Origin of the sequence: Pampinifervens navoyensis, from assembly GCF_046159715.1 — a bacterium.
In the GTDB taxonomy this organism is placed as follows: domain Bacteria; phylum Aquificota; class Aquificia; order Aquificales; family Aquificaceae; genus Pampinifervens.
The window spans coordinates 13,901-29,134 of record NZ_JBJXCT010000005.1; the positions used below are offsets into that span (position 1 = coordinate 13,901).

A 15,234-nucleotide genomic window follows, 5' to 3' on the forward strand; every position below is an offset into this window, starting at 1 on the left:
TATTTTATCCAATGGAGTGCCCAAAGTGTGGTGGAACGGGCTTTGTGGACAGGGGAGGTGTGCTTGAGCTCTGCAGTTGCAGGTATGAGGGGGTAAACCTTCAGAAGCACCTGAACATACCGCCAAGGTTCACAGAGGCGGAGTTTGAAAATTATGTCCCGGTTTCACCTTCACAAAAAAGGGCTCTTGAAGCCTGTATGCACTACGCCTATACCTTTGAGCCAGAGGAAGGTAAGGGTCTGACGCTGGTGGGACCTCCACAGATGGGAAAGACACATCTCGTGGTTGCGGTTCTGAAAACAGTTTACAGAAATAAGAGGATAAGGGGCTTTTTCTTTGATACCAAGGACCTTTTCTACAGGCTTCAGAGCTATGCAAACACGGACAAATACCACCGCTTTATGAACCTTCTTCTGAATGCGCCCCTTCTTGTGCTTGATGACCTTGGGAGCGAAAGGCTTTCTGACTGGCGTATAGAAACCCTTTCCCACATAATCAGCCACAGGTATAACTTTTTGAAGAGCACCCTCATAACCACGAACTACCCACTTCTCAGACAAAGGGAGGATGAGGTGGCAAGAGCCATGGAGGAAAGGCTTTCTCCTGCCATAGTGGGGAAAATCCACCAAATGACTGAGATAATCTATCTGAGCAGCTAAAGGAAAAGCGCAAGCACCAGAGCCGGCATAAGGTTAAGAACACTTACATGCTTTAAAACCTCAAGAATTTTCAGAGAGGTAAGAACCATAAGACCACCTCCCGTGAAAAGGGCGTTTGCCATTGCTTGCTCCTTCAGAAACTCACCATAAAAAAAGGCGAGAAGGGTTATAGAACCCTGAAAGAGGAGAACATAGAAAGCCGAAAGGGCAACGCCTTTGCCAAGGGAAGAGGAAAGAACTATGGAAGAGAAGCCATCCATAAAGGCCTTTGAAAGTATCAGCGAGCTGTCACCCTTTGCTCCTTCAAGAATGCAGCCCATAAGAGTCATGGGTCCAACGGTAAAGAGCAGGGAAGCGGAAACAAAGCCCCTGGCAATATCCGATGGTCCCCGTGTAATCCCTTCGAGCCTTTCCTCAAGCCTGAGAAAGCTACCTATAAGAGAGCCCACCACAAGAAGGAAGAAAACCTTCAAGAGCTCTGGTTTGTTCTCTGAGATTAGCTTCAGCCCAAGAAGCAGTGTAAAAAGCCCTATACCCTGCATTATAGATGTTCTGAGCCTCTCAGGAATGGCTCTTGATAAGCTAATGCCAACGAGACTGCCGGCGAGCACAAGCCCTGCGTTCACAAGGGTTCCAAAGGTGGGGAACATCAGCCAGCGCCACTCTGCTGAGCCTGGGAAAGTATATCCTGGAACATGTTATACAGAAACTCAGCCCTCTCTTCGGGGGTGTAGTTCTGAATAACCCTTTCTCTTGCCCTTCTGCCTATTTCTCTTGCCTCCTGAGGGTTCTCCAGATAATAGACCACCTTTTCCTCTATATCAGCCCTGTCAAGGGGAAGATAGGTTATGACTTCCTGACCGGGGGTAAAGAAGCCTGGCAGGGTTGCCCTGAAGTCTATGAAGGGTGCACTACCCATAAAGGCAACCTCCAGGGGAACAAAGCCTATGCCGGTGGGAACTGCATGAGGGTAGCTGAGAATGGTCATGGACGACCTTCCAATGAGCTCAAGAGCTTCTTCCCAGCTCTGTATGGGGATGTGTTCATGACCTTCCCTGAGTTCACCCTCAAAGGCACCCACTATCCTGAGGTTTATGCCCTCGAGAAAGCTCAGAATATACCACCTCTTTCTTGCGGTTGCATAGAAACTTATATCGTTGAGAAACCTTATGTAATCCTGAGGGTTTTCCTGACGCCACTTTGTAAACTCTTCCTGAAAGCTCTGGTTGAACATAGAAAGGATGTATTCGCCTGCATACAGAAGGTGTGCCTCCGGGTTCCTGAAGAGAAACTCGCCCACTTCAAAGAAATAAGGGACAAAGCCCTCCTTGATGTTCTGGACAACCTGCTGGGCGATTATGTTTGGGTCTACTACAGGCCCAAGGAATATGACTTCTATGTCCCTGTCCTCAGAAGGCTCTGGCATCTGCCCAGGGTCCACAAAGGGGGTTATGTAATAGGTGCCCCTTTCATGACCCAGAAATCTTAGACTGTCCGCATACTTGAGGTCTGTGACTATAGGAAGGAAGTTGTTTGACTGCCGCAGGTCAAGAAGGACAGGGAAGTGAAAGAGAGGTTCGTCGGTAAAGAGGCTCACATGCACAAAGCCAAAGGCGTCAAAAACCGGAAGCTTCTGACCCTCTCTCTCTCCAAAGACCACACAGCTACCGTTAAGGTCAAGGGTAAAGAGGGGGGAGAATTCCAGAAGCCTATTTACCACATCCTGAAGCTCTCCTTCCATAAGGTCAAAGTCCTGAACCTCTGCACCCCTCTCTCTGAAAAGCTCCATAAATGCCAGCATATGTCTGTTAATTCCAAGGTCCTTTCCCTGTCTCAGAAAGGCTATTCTCATGGTCTAAAAATCATACCATAGAAATCAATTTCAAAGCCTCTTCCTCGGGCATGGGCTTGCCAAGCAGATAGCCCTGCACATAGGTGCATCCCATATCCCGAAGAATCTTCAGCTGTTCCTGGGTTTCCACACCCTCTGCAAGGGTCTCAATGCCAAGGTCGCTGGCAAGCTTTATTAGATTACCTACAACCGCCCTCTTTCTGGGGTCTTTTACTATCTCCCTTACAAAGGATATGTCAATTTTTATTTCATCCACCGGCAGGTTTGAAATATATCCAAGTGAAGAATAGCCTGTTCCAAAGTCATCAAGGGCTATCTTTACACCCGACTCTTTAAGTATAGTTATGTGTTCAATGGCCTTTTCCCTTTCATCTATAAAGACTCTTTCGGTTATCTCAACTATTACGCTGGATCCCTTTAACTGTTCTGCTATAACTTCTATAAAGCCTCTATCCTTAAAGCTCCTGGCAGATATGTTTATGGATACCGGCAGCTTGAACTTTTCAAAGAATCTCAGAGCCTCCCTAAGGGCAAAACCTTCAAAACTCCTAAGGTATTTGCTGCTTTCCAGATATTCAACAAAATGCGCTGGTCCATAAATTTTCCCATCCTTGTCTCTTATTCTCACGAGCGCCTCAAATCCTGCCAGACCAATATCCTCTCCTCTGAAGTATGGCTGATAGTAGAAGATGAAGAGGTCTTCCTCCACAGCTCTACTCACAAGGCCTATAGCCAGAGCCGCCTCCTTGACCCTTTCCTCAAATGCTGATTCAAAGAACCTTCTCTCGCCCTCACCTGCTTTTTTTGCGGAAGACAGGGCTATGCTTGCCTTTTCGTGAAGCTGGTTGAAGCTACTGCCGTCCATAGGGTAGAGGGCTATACCCATATTCACAGATAACTTCAACCTTTCCCCTTCAAAGTATATGGGTTCGCCAATCACTTCCTCTATCCTGTCTGCAAGTATGATGGATTCCTCCTCTTTGACTATGGGCATAAAAAGGGCAAATTCATCGCTGGCTACCCTCCCCACCACACCACTCTCTCCAAGTTCATCCTGCAGCCTTTTAGCTATCAGTGAGAGCACCATGTCACCAACCTGAATACCATAGTTTTTGTTGATAAGAGACATGCCGTAAAGGTCTACAAGGAAGAGGGCACACATCTTCTTCTTATTTATAAGCTCCCCAGCTTTAAACCTTATGCCGTCAAGGTTCAGAATTCCAGTGGCGGGGTCGTAGAAGGTCAGCTTTTCAACTTCTGAAGAAAGATGAACCTCTCTGGTTATGTCCCTGCCCACGCTCATAAACTTTACAGTGCGGTTTGGCAGTTCTATGGGGTATATGGTCTGTTCAAGGTAGAATAGCTCACCATCCTTCCTTCTGTTGGCAAAGGTGGCATGAAATTCTTGTCCAGAAAGTATGGTTTCCCAGAGACTTCTGTAAAAATCCTGCGTGTGGTGTCCGGATTTAAATATTCTTGGATTCTGCCCGATAAGGTCCTGTCTTGAATAGCCAGAAATCTGGCAGACTGCATCATTCACATAGGTTATAGTTCCATCTCTTTCTGTTATGACAACCCATGATGTGGAGTTTTCAAGAGCGGACGCGATGAGCTTATTTCTCTGCAGGTCCTCCAGTCTATTCAAGGCAAACTCAAGGTCATGCCTCAGTTCATAAAGCACATCCTTCGTTTCCTCCTGAAAGTAATAGGGCTCTTCTGCATACATACCAAGAACGTAGACTGTTTCACCCTCCTTTGAAAGTGGAACGGCGCAGGAGGAAAGATAGCTCCTGCTGAGCATCTCCCTCTTCAGGGCCTCAGCCACATCCAGCTCTGTAGTATCAGGGTTTACGATTATTCTGTTCGCCACGTAAGCTCTGTAAGTTGGCTCCTCCTCAATAAAAGAGGCTACACTCTCAAGGTATTTTTCACCATCCCCACAATAAGTAACGGGTTTAAAATGCTCCTTTTTATCAGACGCCCCTATCCACACAAATCTTATACCCATCTTGCCCACAAGACTATGGCATACTCTCTCAAGGAGCTCTTCCTCGAGAAGCACCTGCGTGATTATCTGATTGACCTCCTTCAAAAGACCATACAATCTTTCAAGTCTCTTCCTTTTTGTTATGTCCACGAAAAAAACTACACCCGCATAGCTACCTTCATAGAGTATGGTTGAGGAGCTGACTATGGTCCATACCAGAGTTCCATCCCTTCTTAAAAGGGGTAGCTCTCCATAATCTATATTTAGCTCTTCTCCTGAAAGCCTTCTCTTTACCACTTTCTTCACAAACCCCCTGTAGTCTGGATGTATTAGCATATCCACCGCCTGGTAAACATCCATGCCTTTCAACTCTTCAGAAGTATAATCAACCATTTTTAGAAAGGTCTTGTTTGCGAAGAGCACCTGCTCGCCATAAACAAAAAACCCTATATGTGTAGCCTTTTCAAGAGCCTGAGCGAGGCTTACCCCTGACCAGAGCTTTAAAAACCTGTCAAAATCCATGTATAGTTTTATGGTTTTCCTTATGTCTTCCTCGTTAGAGGGCTCAAGCTCCTTAAAGGAGAGAAGTGCAGACCTGAGCCTCTCATACAGTCCAGACCTTACCATGAATATGTGGGATGTATCAAAGATATGGTCCTCTATAATATAGAAACCCTGTTTTTCCTCTTCATCTATCTCATTCCATGTTTCGTTATACATCACACCAGCATGAACATGACCTTCTTTCAGAAGTTGAAAGACCTCAGGAAAGTTCTTCGTGAAAACAAGTTTAACCCGCTCTACATCAAGACCCATGATGGGATATCCTGCAGGCTTCAGGAAGGGTATAGCAACCAGTATGGGTCCCTCTTCTGGAAGTCTGTCTTTTACTACGAGAAAGAGTCTGTCCCTCTGACCCCTGAACTTTGCCACAGGAAGGTAACCCATCTGGTAAAGCCTTGGAGAGACCAGGGGTCCTGCATAGTAAACATCAAAAAAATCTCCCCTCTCTATCCTTATGTACTCTTCCTCATGCCCGCCCAGAACTTCAAAGTTTACCCCCTCTCCGAGCAAATGCTCAAGTTTTTTAGTAAACTCGGACCATCTTTTCAGCCCCTTCTGCGTGTCGTGAGGACAAACGGAAAAACTAATCACGATACCTCTTCCCCTTCCTTCTTGCGGGCATTGGTATAAATTTTAAACCTTCCTGCCTCTGTCATATACCATCACAGTCATTTAGGTCTTATAATAATAAAATACTATGGGTATAAGAGTAGGTATAAACGGATTCGGCAGGATAGGAAGGTCCTTTTTCAGGGCGTGTCAGGGACATGAAGAGGTTGAGATAGTAGCGGTAAACGACCTGACCGATACAAGGACCCTGGCACATCTTCTGAAATACGACTCTGTTCATGGAAGGTTTAAGGCCCATGTGGAGGCAAAGGATTCAAGCCTTATAGTGGATGGAAGGGGAATAAGGGTCTTTTCAGTAAAGGACCCTGCTGAAATTCCATGGGGAGACCTTGGGGTGGATGTGGTCATTGAGTCCACAGGAGCCTTCACAAGCAGAGACAAGGCAGAACTTCATCTCAGAGATACGGTAAAGAGGGTCATAATCTCTGCACCTGCCAAAAACCCGGACATAACCCTTGTGCTGGGTGTAAACGAGCACATGTATGACCCTGAAAGGCACAGGATTATCTCCAACGCCTCATGCACCACCAACTGCCTTGCCCCGACACTGAAGGTTTTACATGAAAAGTTTGGAGTAAAGAAAGGCTACATGGTCACAGTCCACGCCTACACCAACGACCAGAGGGTTCTGGACCTTCCCCACAAAGACCTGAGGCGCGCAAGGGCTGCAGCAGTGAACATCATACCCACCACCACAGGGGCTGCGAAGGCGATAGGTGAGGTCATACCGGAGCTTAAAGGAAGGCTTGATGGCACTGCAAGGAGAGTTCCCGTAGCGGATGGTTCTCTAATAGACCTTACGGTCATAGTGGAGAAAGCTCCAGCTTCTGTAGAGGAAGTAAACAGAGCTTTCAGAGAAGCCTCCGAAAACCACCTCAAGGGCATACTGCAATACACAGAAGACCCAGTGGTATCTCAGGACATAGTGGGTAATCCACACTCTGCCATATTTGATGCAGGGCTAACTCAGGTTATAGAAGACATGGTGCACGTGGGTGCGTGGTATGATAACGAATGGGGCTATTCTTGCAGGCTCAGAGACCTGACCATTTTTGTGGCTGAGAGGGAGCCAAGCCTTAAAACCTGAGCTATAATTTTATATTTACGGGGTGTAGCTCAGGTGGCAGAGCGTTGGCTTTGGGAGCCAAAGGCCGCAGGTTCAAGTCCTGCCACCCCGAGGGCCCGTAGCTCAGCTGGACAGAGCAAGGGATTTCTAATCCCTAGGTCGGGGGTTCGAGTCCCTCCGGGCCCGCTTTTTTTTCTTCACGGATGGGGTTTCAGTTCAAAGGTTCTCAGTGGAATTCCCTCTGTAGACCTGCCCTATCATGGAAAAAGCCAGCTTTCTTACTCAGACCTCTGGTCCCTGGCAAGGTCTCTGGCTCTGAAGGCAGAAAGTGGTTCTGTTCTGATTGGATGGTCTATGGGTGCAAGCCTTGCGCTCATGATGGCTTACCTTTTTCCCGAAAAGTTCAGGGGACTTCTGCTGATAGGTGCATCCCCATGCTTTGGTTGTGCATGGTCAGAGAAAAACTTGAGGGCCTTTCTGCTGAGACTTGAGAGGGAGAGGGAAGGGTTTTTAAGAGAGTTCAGGTCTCTTGCCTACCCAAAAGGCTTTGAAGACACTGTGGATATTGAAGGAGCAAAGAGAATTCTCAGGGAATACATGTATACTGACCTGAGACATATCCTTCCATACATAAGACAGAGGGTTTTAATCCTTCACGGCGAGAAAGACACCATAGTTCCCCTCTCCTCTGCACTTACCCTTTACAACATGCTGAAAAGGTCTAAATTAATAACCTTCCCAGGAGGTCATTTCCCGGAGTATGAAAATCTTATCTTTGAGGTTCTCAAGGGCTTGCAGTAGCTATGAGGAATGGGCGATTCCTCAGAGATACTCTGCACAGAGGCTCAAAAGACTTGAAAACTTAAGAGGACCTGTTCTTGACCTCGGCTGCGGAACAGGGCTTCTCAGCGAAGGTCTTGAGGATGTTGTAGGCGTAGACATAGCCATTGGTATGGCCAAGGTATACAGAGAAAGGTTTGGCAGAGTGGTCATTGGCGATGCCCATGCCCTGCCTTTCAAGGACAGGAGTTTTGACTTTGTTATAAGCAACTTTGCCCTTCACTGGACTGACCTTAAAAGGAGTATACCTGAAGCCCTGAGGGTTTGCAGGAGGCTGTTTCTCTGCGCCCTTCCCGTTGAAGGAAGCCTTCCTGAGCTCCTTTTCCCCTTCCCAGAAGTAAAGAGCATTCTCAGCCTGCTTGAAGGCAGGGCTAACATAAGGAGCTTTTTCCTTGAGGAGGTGAAAATACCCTTCAGCGGATGGGACCTGGTGAAGTTCTTCCACTACACGGGCTCCTCTTTCAATCCCCTTTTTAAAGGTGGTATAATCTCAAGGAAGAGGATTGAAAGTATGATTTATGAGATTGACAGACCAGCCTTTAAAGTTCTATTCTTTTCCTGTGAGGTCAGAGAATGAGGAGGAGAAAGATGGTTATGTTTCTGACCTTTTTTCTGTGCCTTTCCCTTCTTATTGGCTGTAAGGCACAGCAGGTTCAGAGTGCCAACCCGACCCCAAAAGAGGAGAGAGTAATCCCCTCATCTGGCACACTTTCACAGTTTGAACAGGAGCTGACAGGTATAGTAGAGGCTGTTTCCCCCTCAGTTGTGACCATATTTGCTACTCAGGAAGTCACAGGCATTGAAACTCCCTTTCCCTTCCCCTTTCAGGTTCCCCCTCAGGAAAGAAGGTCTCTTGGCTCTGGCGTGATAATAGACTACAGAAAGGGAAAGTTCTACATACTCACCAACAGCCACGTAGTGCAGAATGCAAGGGCCATAAGGGTGAGGTTTGACAGGCACACAGAAAAAAGAGCAAAGATTGTGGGCATAGACCCAAAGACGGACGTGGCTGTGATAGAGGTGGACGACAAGGATATACCCAATCCTGAGGGCAGGGTGGCAAAGCTCGGTGATTCAGATAAGCTGAAGGTTGGACAGCTGGTGATAGCCATAGGAAACCCCTACGGGCTTGAAAGGACTGTGACGGTGGGCGTCATATCCGCCCTTAGAAGGGCGATAGGTATAACCCAGTATGAGAGCTTCATACAGACGGATGCCGCCATAAATCCGGGAAACTCTGGTGGACCGCTCGTAAACATAAGGGGTGAGGTTATAGGCATAAACACCGCCATACTGGCAGAGGGTCAGGGGCTTGGCTTTGCCATTCCCATAAACCTGGCAAAATGGGTGTCTGACCAGCTCATCGCAAAGGGAAAGGTTATAAGAGGCTGGCTTGGCGTGGTCATTCAGGATATAACCCCTGAGATGGCTGAAAGCCTTGGAGTCAGGGAAGGTGTAATAATTGCCCAGATAATGCCCGGGAGTCCAGCAGAAAAAGGTGGTTTGAGAGTGGGTGATGTGGTGGTTGAAGTAGACGGTCAGAAGGTGAGCGAAGTAAGGGAGCTTCAGTTCAAGATAATGAGAACAGAGCCCGGCAAGGAGATAAATTTGAAGGTGATAAGGGAGGGGAAAGAAGTAAGCCTGAAGATACGGGTGGAGGAGATGCCTGAAGAAAGACGGGTGGCAGAGGAGGAGCTCGGTCAGGCGGAGCTGGGGCTTGTTCTCAGAGACCTTACCCCTGAAGAGGAAAGAAGGCTTGGAGTTAAAGGTGTTCTGGTGGTAAGAGTTACACAGAACAGCCTTGCCATGCAGAGCGGCATAGTTCCGGGTGATATCATCCTTCAGGTAGGAAACAGACCAGTTTCAAGCGTAAGAGAATTCCAGCAGAGCATAGAGGCCCTCAGACAGGCAGGAAGAGAAAATGCTCTTCTGCTCGTAAGGAGAAGGGGCAACAACCTCTTTCTTGTGCTGAGGCTGAGGTAGGGACATGATACCCGATACTGAGCAGGAGATAATAAACCAGTATCTCAAAAAGGTCTCCAAAATACCTCTTCTCACGCCTGAGGAGGAAAAGGAGGTGGCAAAGAGGGCAAAGGAGGGAGACCAGCAGGCTTTCAGAAGGCTCGTGGAATCCAACCTCAGATTTGTTATAAGCATAGCAAAGCAGTATCTGGGTTATGGACTACCACTCTCTGAGCTCATAGCTGCGGGCAACCATGGTCTGCTTGAAGCTGCAAAGAGGTTTGACCCCGACAGGGGTGTAAAGTTCATATCCTACGCCGTATGGTGGATAAGGCAGGCAATAATGCAGGCGCTCTCTCAGCAGACCGGTGCAGTGAGAATACCCATAAAGCAGTCCCATTTGATAAATCGCATAAGCAGTATATACAGCAGGCTATACAGAGAGCTTGAGAGAGAGCCCACATCTGAAGAAATCGCCCACGAATACACAAAGGAAGTGCTTCAGAAGGAGCTTGAGAAGGAGCTTGGTCGTGAACCTACTGAGGATGAGATAGAAAAAAGAATTAAGAAAGAAGGTTACAGGATAAGCCCAGAAGATGTGGACAAATGTCTTCAGCTATGCAGGGTCCCCCTGTCCTTGGATGCGCCAGTGGGGGAGAACGAGGACACCTTCTTTGTAGACTTTCTGAGCCAGCATGGCACTGCAGATGTGGAGGAGAGGATAATAAGTGAGGTGCTGGAGAAGGAAATAGATGACCTTCTGGACAGGCTCCCTGAAAAGGAAAGGAGAGTCATAGAGCTACGCTTTGGTCTTAGGGGTGAGGAGCCAAGGACTCTGAGGGAGATTGGGGATATACTGCAGATTTCAAGGGAGAGGGTGCGTCAGCTTGAAACAAGGGCACTCAGAAAGCTGAGAAACATGGCAATGAAGAGACATCTCAAGGATTTTCTCAGCTGATGCTCTCAGGTCTTCTTCTTGTAGACAAGCCAAGAGGAATTACCTCTATGGATGTGGTTGAATCAATTAAGAAGCGCTTTAAAGTCAAGGCCGGACATGCAGGCACCCTTGACCCGATAGCCACAGGACTTCTCCTGGTGCTTGTGGGGGAAGCTACCAAGTTCTCTCAGTTTTTTATCGGACTTGACAAAACCTACATAACCACCGCAAAGCTCGGGGAGGTTACCAACACCTACGATGCTGAGGGTGAGGTCATTGAGACAAGACCTGTAGAAGTATCCTGTAATGATATTGAGAAAATTCTGGAAAAATTCACTGGAAGCCTGCTCCAGAAGCCTCCACCTTACTCGGCAAAGCGTCTTGGAGGGAAGCGAGCCTATGAGCTTGCAAGGAAGGGAGTGAGTGTGGAGATGAAACCTGTGGAGGTTCTCGTATACAAGGCTGAGCTTCTCAGATGCCAGTTACCCTTAGTTGAGTTCCTCTTTGAAGTATCCTCCGGCACATACATAAGAAGCCTCGTTCATGACATAGGAAGGGAGCTTTCCTGCGGAGCTCATGTGCTTGAGCTCAGAAGATTAAAAGCTGGAAGCTTCAGCGTGGATATGGCAGTAGTCTATCAGAGGCTTCTCCTTCTAGAGGATATAGCCGGGCTGTTAATCCCAGTGGGGGAAGCCCTCGCTTTTATGCCCAGGGTTAACCTTAGTGGTGAGCTGGCAAGAAGGATAAGGCACGGTTCTGCCGTAAGGCTCAGGGAAAGCCTTGAAAGAACCTTTGTCAGACTTTACGAGGACAGCAGCTTTCTTGGTGTGGGTCTGATTGAGAAAAACACCTTAAGGCCTTACAGACTCATGCAATCGCCCTGAGTTTCTCCTCTATGTCATGCTCCATAAGAGCCTCTATAAGTTCATCAAGCTTTCCCTGGAGCACATCCCCCAGCCTGTAGAGGGTAAGGTTTATCCTGTGGTCCGTAACCCTGTTCTGTGGAAAGTTGTAAGTCCTGATCTTTTCGCTCCTTTCCCCCATGCCTACCTGCTGTCTTCTTTCCTTTGCAAGTTCTTCCTCCTTCTGCCTTTCGTAAAAGTCCCTGAGCCTTGCATACAAGATTTTAAGTGCCTTCTGCCTGTTCTGAAACTGGGACCTCTCATCCTGGCAGGAGACGGTGATACCGGTAGGAAGGTGAGTAACCCTTACTGCACTCTCGGTGGTGTTCACATACTGACCGCCAGCACCACTTGCCCTGAAGGTTTCAATCCTCAAGTCTTTCGGGTCTATCTGAACTTCCGTTTCATCTGTTTCCGGGAGGACTGCCACGGTGGCAGTGGATGTGTGTATTCTTCCACCCGCTTCTGTGACGGGCACCCTCTGAACCCTGTGAACCCCGCTTTCAAACTTGAGCCTTGAGTAGGCACCTTCACCCTCTATCAGGGCAACCACCTCCTTGTAGCCACCAAGACCTGTCCTGTTGGTGGAGAGTATGCTGAACTTCCAGCCCTTTTCCTCCGCATACTTCTGATACATGTTCAGAAGGTCTGCCACAAAGAGGGCTGCCTCCTCACCACCAACTCCAGCCCTTATCTCTAATATCACGTTCCTGCTATCTCTCGGGTCCTTTGGAAGGAGAAGTATCCTTATGTTCTTTTCCACCTTTTCCAGCTCCTCTGTGAGCCTCTCAACCTCTTCCCTTGCAAGCTCCCTCAGATCCTCGCTCTTCAATAGCTCCCTCGCCTGCTCAAGGTCTGAGAGTAGCTTTTTGTAATTCCTGTATGCAGTGTAGACCTCTTCAAGGTCCTTGAGCTCTTTTCCAAGCCTTGTGAGCTTTTCTCTGTCTGAGACCACCTCTGGACTGCTGAGCTGATACTGCAGCTCTAAATACCTCTGTTCTATAGCTTTTAGCCTCTCTTCAAGCTCAGGGCTGAGCATTATCCCTTACCGGTCAGCTCCAGGAAGGCTGGTTTTACCCTCAGTTTGCCCGTGTAGAAGGGGTGACATGCATTGCAGGTCTCAAGGTAAACCGTTCCCCCCTTTGTGGAGAGCAGGGTAAAGCTGTTTCCACAGCCACAGACAAAATGCGTGGGTTTGAGCTCTGGATGTATACCCTTCTTCATCCTCTTACCTCCATAAAACGCTCTATTATAACAGATTTTAGACTTTCTACAGCAGATTGCAACCCGTCAAGACTGTTTACCCCACCCTGAACAAGGTCATCTCTTCCTCCTCCCCCACCGCCCAGATGCTCAGAGACCACTTTAATAAGTTCTTTTGCTGAAAGTCTGTCCGTCAGCTCTCTTGAAAGTGCTATCAGACAGGAGACCTTCTCCCCCCTCTTACTCAGCAGGAAAACCACCGCATTATGTGTGCTGTTCCTTATCCTGTCTGCAAGGGCAAGCATCTCCTTTGGCTCTATGTCCTCAAGCACGCCCACATGAAGCTCCACCTCACCAAGGTTCTCCCTCCTGACCCCAGAAAGACCATCACCGGCAAGAAGCTTTTCCCTTAACCTGTTTATCTCCCTTTCCTTCTCCCTTATCTCCTCCATAAGCCTCTGGACAGCCACAGTGGTATCCTCTGCAGAGACACCGAGCAGGCGTGAAAGCTCCATAAGCCTTCTCCTCTCTTCAAAGGCATGCTCAACAGCCCATCTGCCTGTCTTTGCCACTATACGCCTGATTCCTGCACCCACAGAAGACTCAGATACTATCCTGAAGTAGCCTATGTCCCCTGTTCTGCTCACATGCGTTCCACCGCACAATTCTCTGGAAAAGTCTCCAACGCTAAGGACTCTTACCCTCTCACCATACTTCTCCTCAAAGATGGCGATGGCTCCGCTTCTTATGGCAGACTGATAGTCCATCTCCTCCACCAGCACGGGCTGGTTTTTCATAACCTGCAGGTTTACAAGCTCTTCCACCTTTTTGAGCTCTTCTTCCGTGAGAGCCTGAAAGTGTGTAAAGTCAAAACGCAGATACTGGTCTGCCACAAGGGACCCCGCCTGACGCACATGCTCACCCAGAACCTCTCTCAGAGCTGCATGGAGAAGGTGCGTGGCAGTGTGGTTCCTCTTTATATCCTCCCTTCTTTCCTCTTCTATGTGGGCAAAGACCCTGTCCCCTACCCTTATGGAACCCTTTGACACATAGCCTCTGTGGGCTATCACTCCATCCACAGGAGACTGTGTATCCTCCACGAAAAACATACCCTCTGTAGACTCTATCACGCCCCTGTCACCTATCTGACCGCCTCTTTCTGCATAGAAGGGTGTTTCCTTGAGAAACACCTCACCCTTTTCACCCTCTCTAAGCTCAGAGACAAGCTCACCCCCCTTTACGATGGCTAAAACTTCCGTTTGAAGGCTCCTTTCTTCATATCCCAGAAAGCGTGAGATTTTCCCCAGTTCCTTCAGATGTTGATAAACAGGTTCTGCCCCCTTTACCTCTATCCTGAAGTGTTTCCTTGCCCTCTCTCTCTGCTCCTCCATTTCCCTCTGGAAGCTTTCCATATCAAGCCTAAGACCCTTTTCCCTTGCCATATCTTCAAAAAGGTCAATGGGGAAGCCATAAGTATCATAGAGGTTGAAGAGAAGGTTTCCGGGCACCACACCTTCCTCTGCCTTCTGGAGGATTTCCTCCGCATAGGGCATGCCCTTCCTAAGAGTGTTTACAAACCTCTCCTCCTCGGCCCTTATGACGGACTTTACAAAGGACTTTACCTGAAGGAGCTCAGGATAGGGCTCTTTCATGATGTCCACCACCAGGTCAACCCCCCTGTAAAGAAAAGGCTCAAGGATGCCAAGCTTGTAGCCGTATCTCATGGCACGCCTGAGTATTCTCCTTATCACATAGCCTCTTCCTGCACTGGAGGGAAGAACGCCGTCCCCGATGGCAAAGGTAAGAGCCCTCAGGTGGTCTGCTATTACTCTGAGAGCACCATCTGTTTCAAAATCTCCGCCGTAAGACCTTCCAGACAGCTCCTCCCCAAAGCCTATGAGAGGCCGGATAAGGTCTATTTCAAAGTTTGTCCTTGTGCCCTGAAGGATGCTAGCCACCCTCTCAAGACCCATACCCGTATCTATGTTGGGTTTTGGTAGTGGTGTGAGTTTACCTCTTTCGTCTCTGTAATACTGCATAAAGACCAGGTTCCATATCTCAAGATACCTTTCAGGTTCATAATCAGGACCTCTGTCCACGTATATTTCAGAAGATGGGCCGCAGGGGCCTGTGTCCCCCATCTGCCAGAAGTTGTCTTCTTCGCCCATCCTCCATATGCGTTCTTCAGACAGCCCTATATGGTCTCTCCATATGCCGAAGGCCTCTTCATCCTCCCTGAATACGCTCACATATATCTTCTCCTGTGGTATTCCAAGATGCTGGGTGACAAACTCCCAGGCATACTCTATGGCTTCTTTTTTGAAGTAGTCCCCAAAGGAGAAGTTTCCAAGCATCTCAAAAAAGGTGTGATGCCTCGAGGTAAAGCCAACACTCTCAAGGTCGTTGTGCTTACCAGAGACTCTAAGACACTTCTGACAGGAAACCGCCCTCGTGTATGGTCTTTTTTCAACGCCAAGAAACACATCCTTGAAGGGTACCATACCTGCATTCACAAAGAGCAGGGTCGGGTCCTTTTCAGGCACAAGACTTGCAGACTTTACCCTTGTATGACCCCTTTTCTCAAAAAAACTCAGAAAAAGCTCCCGAATTTCATGACCAGACATGAGAATAA

The 15,234-nt window shown here is 48.2% G+C and carries 13 protein-coding genes and 2 tRNA genes; 9 read left to right on the forward strand and 6 right to left on the reverse strand.

Going from position 1 to position 15,234, the window contains the following annotated elements; genetic code table 11:
• The first annotated feature begins 11 nt into the window (after nucleotides 1-11).
• On the forward strand, nucleotides 12-659 hold the full coding sequence (locus ACKRDP_RS04915) for an ATP-binding protein (protein WP_409153643.1): 648 nt from the start codon (nucleotides 12-14) through the stop codon (nucleotides 657-659).
• Here the strand turns inward: ACKRDP_RS04915 and ACKRDP_RS04920 are convergent.
• The 3 genes from ACKRDP_RS04920 to ACKRDP_RS04930 are packed head-to-tail and all read right to left on the reverse strand — an operon-like array spanning nucleotide 656 to nucleotide 5,653.
• Nucleotides 656-1,309, reverse strand: a complete 654-nt coding sequence (locus ACKRDP_RS04920) for a DUF554 domain-containing protein (protein ID WP_409153644.1) — start codon at nucleotides 1,307-1,309, stop codon at nucleotides 656-658. The genes ACKRDP_RS04915 and ACKRDP_RS04920 overlap by 4 nt on opposite strands.
• A complete protein-coding gene (locus tag ACKRDP_RS04925) occupies nucleotides 1,309-2,511 on the reverse strand; it encodes a glycosyltransferase (protein ID WP_409153645.1) in 1,203 nt (400 codons plus the stop codon). The genes ACKRDP_RS04920 and ACKRDP_RS04925 overlap by 1 nt, the downstream gene beginning before the upstream one ends.
• A gap of 10 nt (nucleotides 2,512-2,521) precedes the next feature.
• Nucleotides 2,522-5,653, reverse strand: coding sequence for an EAL domain-containing protein (locus ACKRDP_RS04930; protein WP_409153646.1), 3,132 nt, complete (start codon nucleotides 5,651-5,653; stop codon nucleotides 2,522-2,524).
• A 106-nt stretch (nucleotides 5,654-5,759) separates the two neighbouring features.
• Between ACKRDP_RS04930 and gap the strand changes: the two genes are divergently transcribed.
• The 8 genes from gap to truB all read left to right on the forward strand — a co-directional run bounded on the left by gap (nucleotide 5,760) and on the right by truB (nucleotide 11,381).
• Nucleotides 5,760-6,779 carry a type I glyceraldehyde-3-phosphate dehydrogenase gene (gap, locus tag ACKRDP_RS04935; protein WP_409153647.1) on the forward strand — a complete coding sequence of 340 codons (1,020 nt, stop codon included), beginning with the start codon at nucleotides 5,760-5,762 and terminating at the stop codon, nucleotides 6,777-6,779.
• An 18-nt stretch (nucleotides 6,780-6,797) separates the two neighbouring features.
• Nucleotides 6,798-6,870, forward strand: a tRNA-Pro gene (locus ACKRDP_RS04940).
• Nucleotides 6,871-6,944: transfer RNA gene (locus tag ACKRDP_RS04945), tRNA-Arg, on the forward strand.
• Between the two features lie 48 nt (nucleotides 6,945-6,992).
• Nucleotides 6,993-7,559 carry an alpha/beta fold hydrolase gene (locus ACKRDP_RS04950; RefSeq protein WP_409153773.1) on the forward strand — a complete coding sequence of 189 codons (567 nt, stop codon included), beginning with the start codon at nucleotides 6,993-6,995 and terminating at the stop codon, nucleotides 7,557-7,559.
• The gene (locus ACKRDP_RS04955; protein ID WP_409153648.1) at nucleotides 7,519-8,175 is read left to right on the forward strand and encodes a methyltransferase domain-containing protein; all 657 of its coding nucleotides are present in this window, start codon (nucleotides 7,519-7,521) and stop codon (nucleotides 8,173-8,175) included. The genes ACKRDP_RS04950 and ACKRDP_RS04955 overlap by 41 nt, the downstream gene beginning before the upstream one ends.
• Nucleotides 8,172-9,581 (forward strand): Do family serine endopeptidase, encoded by a 1,410-nt coding sequence (locus ACKRDP_RS04960; protein WP_409153649.1) that lies wholly within the window; start codon nucleotides 8,172-8,174, stop codon nucleotides 9,579-9,581. The genes ACKRDP_RS04955 and ACKRDP_RS04960 overlap by 4 nt, the downstream gene beginning before the upstream one ends.
• A 4-nt stretch (nucleotides 9,582-9,585) precedes the next feature.
• Nucleotides 9,586-10,518 (forward strand): sigma-70 family RNA polymerase sigma factor, encoded by a 933-nt coding sequence (locus tag ACKRDP_RS04965; RefSeq protein ID WP_409153650.1) that lies wholly within the window; start codon nucleotides 9,586-9,588, stop codon nucleotides 10,516-10,518.
• Nucleotides 10,518-11,381 carry a tRNA pseudouridine(55) synthase TruB gene (gene truB / locus ACKRDP_RS04970; protein WP_409153651.1) on the forward strand — a complete coding sequence of 288 codons (864 nt, stop codon included), beginning with the start codon at nucleotides 10,518-10,520 and terminating at the stop codon, nucleotides 11,379-11,381. Before ACKRDP_RS04965 ends, truB begins: the two co-directional genes overlap by 1 nt.
• On the opposite strand, the gene prfA is transcribed toward truB, so the two are convergent.
• The 3 genes from prfA to alaS are packed head-to-tail and all read right to left on the reverse strand — an operon-like array spanning nucleotide 11,365 to nucleotide 15,226.
• Nucleotides 11,365-12,438 carry a peptide chain release factor 1 gene (prfA, locus tag ACKRDP_RS04975; protein ID WP_409153652.1) on the reverse strand — a complete coding sequence of 358 codons (1,074 nt, stop codon included), beginning with the start codon at nucleotides 12,436-12,438 and terminating at the stop codon, nucleotides 11,365-11,367. The genes truB and prfA overlap by 17 nt on opposite strands.
• On the reverse strand, nucleotides 12,438-12,623 hold the full coding sequence (gene rpmE, locus ACKRDP_RS04980) for a 50S ribosomal protein L31 (RefSeq protein ID WP_409153653.1): 186 nt from the start codon (nucleotides 12,621-12,623) through the stop codon (nucleotides 12,438-12,440). Before rpmE ends, prfA begins: the two co-directional genes overlap by 1 nt.
• Nucleotides 12,620-15,226: an alanine--tRNA ligase gene (alaS, locus tag ACKRDP_RS04985; RefSeq protein WP_409153654.1), complete on the reverse strand. Its 2,607-nt coding sequence runs from the start codon at nucleotides 15,224-15,226 to the stop codon at nucleotides 12,620-12,622. Before alaS ends, rpmE begins: the two co-directional genes overlap by 4 nt.
• Between the last annotated feature and the right edge of the window lie 8 nt (nucleotides 15,227-15,234).

Bases quoted from the DNA above. Each gene is read 5' to 3' on its own strand.
- ACKRDP_RS04965 (WP_409153650.1), top strand. From the start codon at position 9,586: ATGATACCCGATACTGAGCAGGAGATAATAAACCAGTATCTCAAAAAG.
- rpmE (WP_409153653.1), bottom strand. From the start codon at position 12,623: ATGAAGAAGGGTATACATCCAGAGCTCAAACCCACGCATTTTGTCTGT.
- ACKRDP_RS04920 (WP_409153644.1), bottom strand. From the start codon at position 1,309: ATGTTCCCCACCTTTGGAACCCTTGTGAACGCAGGGCTTGTGCTCGCC.
- prfA (WP_409153652.1), bottom strand. From the start codon at position 12,438: ATGCTCAGCCCTGAGCTTGAAGAGAGGCTAAAAGCTATAGAACAGAGG.
- alaS (WP_409153654.1), bottom strand. From the start codon at position 15,226: ATGTCTGGTCATGAAATTCGGGAGCTTTTTCTGAGTTTTTTTGAGAAA.
- ACKRDP_RS04960 (WP_409153649.1), top strand. From the start codon at position 8,172: ATGAGGAGGAGAAAGATGGTTATGTTTCTGACCTTTTTTCTGTGCCTT.
- truB (WP_409153651.1), top strand. From the start codon at position 10,518: ATGCTCTCAGGTCTTCTTCTTGTAGACAAGCCAAGAGGAATTACCTCT.
- ACKRDP_RS04915 (WP_409153643.1), top strand. From the start codon at position 12: ATGGAGTGCCCAAAGTGTGGTGGAACGGGCTTTGTGGACAGGGGAGGT.
- ACKRDP_RS04925 (WP_409153645.1), bottom strand. From the start codon at position 2,511: ATGAGAATAGCCTTTCTGAGACAGGGAAAGGACCTTGGAATTAACAGA.
- ACKRDP_RS04955 (WP_409153648.1), top strand. From the start codon at position 7,519: ATGAAAATCTTATCTTTGAGGTTCTCAAGGGCTTGCAGTAGCTATGAG.
- gap (WP_409153647.1), top strand. From the start codon at position 5,760: ATGGGTATAAGAGTAGGTATAAACGGATTCGGCAGGATAGGAAGGTCC.